Here is a 2,716-nt window from a genome sequence, read left to right as displayed (position 1 = left end):
ACCTGGGGGAGTACACGCCGCGGCCGATGCGGCGCACCGGGATCCGGCGGCGAGCAGCCCGAGCGGGGCCGCCGCGCCGAACCAGACCGTGTCGCAGTCGTACGCCCGGGCCAGCTTCGCCGCTCGGCGGGCGACCAGCGGGGTGGGCAGCAGCACCCGGGTGCGTTCCCGGATCACCTCGAAGGGCTGGTCGGCGTCGAACTTCGCGGCGCCCCGCCAGCTCGACGCGTACACCACCACCGAGCCGGAGGGCTGGCGGACGGCGAGGTTGTGCACGAAGGACTGGATGCCGCCCGGGCGCGGCGGGAAGTCGTTGGTGATCAGCAACGTCCGGCTCATCTGCCGATCTCCCTGGCGTAGGCGCGAGCGGCGGCCATCCGCTCCACGGTGGAGGGGTGGGACGCCGAGTAGAGGTACTCCCAGCGGGGTGGGTCGGGGTCGGCCAGGTTCACCCCGGCCAGGCGGCGCTGCATCGCCTCGAAGGTGGCCGGGTCACCGGTCAGCGCGAGCGCGTGCGCGTCCGCGCGGGCCTCCACCCGCCGGGAGACCAGCGCCTGCACAGGCGTGGCGATCAGCCCGACGACGGTGACCAGCGCGATCAGCAGCGGGAACGCGCGCGGCTCGGCGACCTGGTCGACCCCCGCCAGCCGGAGCAACGGCGGCCACGAGCCGATCAGGTAGAGCGCGACCACCGCGGCCGCGGCGCCGAGCGCCCCGGTGAGGGTGCCGACCCGCACGTCCCGGTCCTTGGCGTGCCCCAGCTCGTGGGCGACCACACTGGTCACCTCCGCCGGGGTCGCCTCACGCAGCAGGGTGTCGTAGACCACCACCCGCCGGGTCGGCCCGAGCCCCGAGACGTACGCGTTGACCGCCCGGGTACGCCGGGACGCGTCCGCGACCAGCACGTCGCGTACCGGCACCCCGTCCCGCGCGGCCATGCTGATCAGCTCGCTGCGCAGCGGGCCGGGCTCCATCGGGGTGAACTTGTTGAACACCGGCTCGACGAGCACCGGCAGCACGAACGACAGCAGCACCACCAGCCCGGCCGCCCCGGCCGCGCCGAACGCCCACCACCAGCGCGGGGCGAGTCGGATCACGCTGTAGAAGCCGAGCAGCACCAGCCCGCCGATGACCGCGCTGACCGCGTACGACTTGAGCAGGTCGATCGCCCATCCGCCCCAGCCCTGGGTGCTGAGCCCGTACCGGGTGAGCACGGTCTGCCGCCAGGCGGCGAAGGGCAGGGTGAGCAGGTCGGCGAGGAGCATCACGGCCAGGCCGCCGAGCACCGCCTGAGCGGCCCAGTGCCCGCCGAGCGGCCGGCCGGCCAGCTCCACCAGGCGGCTGCCGAGCGGGGTCAGCCCGAGGACGAGGGCCACCAGGAGGCCGACCGCCAGGGCGGAATAGGCGGCGGGGCGCAGGGCGGCGTGGAAGGACCGGCCCCGGGCCACCTGGTCGACCGGGAGGGCCCGCAGCGCGGCGAGCTGGTCGGCCCGGGGCGCCGGAGGGCGGTGCCAGGGGATCAGCACGGCACTGGCGACGACGAGCGCGACGACCAGACCGGCCAGGGTCAGCACGGCCCAGCCCCGCGGGCTCACCGCGCCACCCTGCCTGGGACGCCTACGCGGGCCGTTGCGGGGGCAAGCGCCCCGGGCGCACCGCTGCCGTGCCGTACCCGCGTCATGCCGCTGCTCCTCCCGCCGTGACCGCTCATCCTATTGCCGACCACGGGCGCGGCTGCCGGGGTGCCCGCGCACGTCCACAGCGTGGGCGACCGGGCGGCACCCTGCGGGGCGCCGACCGCGCCACGTCTTCGAGCCCTGAGCGGATCGACCTGCGGAAACGGCGAGGGGGCCGGCGAGATCAGGCGACCCGGCGAGGGCTGCCGCGGCGTCGGCGGGCGGCCGGAACCGAACACAGCACCTCCACCTCAAAACCGGCTCGGGCGAACACCTCGATCGCCCGGTGCTCGGCCGCGTCGAGGTCGGCCGTCGGCGAGCCGGTGTCGAGCAGCGCGGTCACCAGGCAGCCGGAGCAGCCGGCGCCCCGGATGCCGCACCTGTCGCAGTCGATGAGCATGTACGCCTCCTGATGCGTCGCGGCGGCGGCGGGTGCGACACCGTCGTCGCGACCCGACCACCGTCGGTCACCGTGACGCTAAGGCAGGGGTCCGACAGAAACGGACAACGAGGTTGGAGCCACCCCGAATGTGATCACAAGGCGTCAGGAGCGGGCCAGCCGGCGCAGCAGCGAGTCCGCGCCGAGCGGGTACGCGCCGTGCCGGCGTACCCCGTCGGCGACCTCGCGGTCCGAGGAGACCACCACCACCGGCCGTCCTGAGGGCTCGGCGCGGACCAGGCGGCGGATCAGCTCGTCGGCGGTCTCCCCCTTGCGGGAGAAGAGCACCCGCACCCCGCGCGGCGACGGCGGCAGGCCGTGGATCCGCTCGGCCCCGTCGAAGACCACGGTGACCTCGTCCCCGGTCTGCGCGGCGATCCCGCCCAGCCCGCTGATCAGCCGCTTGCGCTGCTGCTCCAGGGACATCTCGCCGAAGCCACGCTTGGTCACGTTGTAGCCGTCGACGACGAGGTGGGCGCGGGGCAGTGCGAGCAGCTGGTCCAGCCGGGCCGGATCGTCGGTGTCCCGGGCACGGGCGGCCGTGCCGGCGGGGGTGGTCGCCGACTGGTCGGCGAAGGCGTCGGCGACGAAGTCGGCAGGC

The 2,716-nt window shown here is 75.1% G+C and carries 3 protein-coding genes and 1 pseudogene; all 4 read right to left on the bottom strand.

Annotation, left to right across the window (positions count from 1 at the left end):
- Positions 1-339: pseudogene (locus DKL51_RS29325) on the bottom strand (alpha-(1-2)-phosphatidylinositol mannosyltransferase); the annotation flags it as partial.
- Entirely contained in the window at positions 336-1,595 is a 1,260-nt protein-coding gene (locus DKL51_RS29320; RefSeq protein WP_109944860.1) for a M48 family metallopeptidase, read from the bottom strand. The gene DKL51_RS29320 and the pseudogene DKL51_RS29325, both read right to left, overlap by 4 nt.
- Before the next feature lie 265 nt (positions 1,596-1,860).
- Positions 1,861-2,076, bottom strand: coding sequence for a hypothetical protein (locus tag DKL51_RS29315; RefSeq protein ID WP_109944861.1), 216 nt, complete (start codon positions 2,074-2,076; stop codon positions 1,861-1,863).
- A 144-nt stretch (positions 2,077-2,220) separates the two neighbouring features.
- Positions 2,221-2,716: NYN domain-containing protein (locus DKL51_RS29310; protein ID WP_185734957.1), on the bottom strand; the 496-nt coding region annotated here is incomplete at its 5' end.

The sequence above is a fragment of the Micromonospora globispora genome (assembly GCF_003857015.1).
Lineage (GTDB): Bacteria > Actinomycetota > Actinomycetes > Mycobacteriales > Micromonosporaceae > Micromonospora > Micromonospora globispora.
This window is presented reverse-complemented; position numbering and strand designations above follow the sequence as displayed.

What these genes read in the sequence shown, in the direction of transcription:
- DKL51_RS29315 (WP_109944861.1), bottom strand. Translation starts at nt 2,076, where the DNA reads ATGCTCATCGACTGCGACAGGTGCGGCATCCGGGGCGCCGGCTGCTCC.